Source organism: Luteimonas sp. A501, assembly GCF_054052085.1.
The window spans coordinates 1-746 of record NZ_JBSVRI010000036.1 but is presented as its reverse complement, the minus strand read 5'-3'; the positions used below and the strand labels follow the sequence as shown (position 1 = coordinate 746).

Here is a 746-nt window from a genome sequence, read left to right as displayed (position 1 = left end):
TCATGCGGCGGGTGCGCTTTATGCTCTTCAATGTTGGCGGTCGTAGTACCACGCAGATGCCGCCTAACAGTTCATTCAAGCCGACGCCGCTTCGCGGCGCGGCTTAATTCAAGTGTTAGGCCGCTCGGAGAGAGCTATGGCGAACGGATGCATTTTTTGCGAAATCATCGCCAAGGACGCGCCGGCCAGCTTCGTGAGAGAGGACGCACTTACCGTGGCCTTCATCGACACACGACAGTTCCACCCCGGCCACGTCTTGGTGGTGCCAAAAGCTCACTTGTCGGACATCCGCGAACTTGATGGTGAGACTGGAGCGGCCCTGATGGCGGCTGTGGTTGACGTCACTCGTGCCCTGTCCAATGCGCTTTCCTGTCAGGGCATAAGCGTGTGGAACTCCAACGGGGAGGCGGCGGGCCAAGAGGTGCCGCATCTTCACTTCCATGTTCACCCGCGCTCGCAATTCGACCGGCTTCTGGAGGTTTATCCGTCGCCGCCAAGATCGCCAGATCGTGCAACGCTCGACGCATTGGCAGCATCCATACGGTCGCACCTACTATCCGGTAGCGCGGCCTAACAAATCATTCAAGCCGACACCGCTTCGCGGCGCGGCTTAATTCAAGTGTTAGGCGGCAGTGAGAGATCATTGGAGCCCCAAGTGATGGAAGCCTCTCCGTGCCATGTTCGTCACCGTAGACTCTGGCGTGGCGCCTACTGCATAGGCGCTGCCGTCTTGGTCTGTTGCTTGG

The 746-nt window shown here is 59.0% G+C and carries 1 protein-coding gene; it reads left to right on the top strand.

Annotation, left to right across the window (positions count from 1 at the left end; translation table 11 throughout):
* The first annotated feature begins 136 nt into the window (after nt 1–136).
* Nucleotides 137–574 carry an HIT family protein gene (locus ACW7G5_RS14790; protein WP_457005781.1) on the top strand — a complete coding sequence of 146 codons (438 nt, stop codon included), beginning with the start codon at nt 137–139 and terminating at the stop codon, nt 572–574.
* The last annotated feature ends 172 nt before the right edge of the window (nt 575–746 follow it).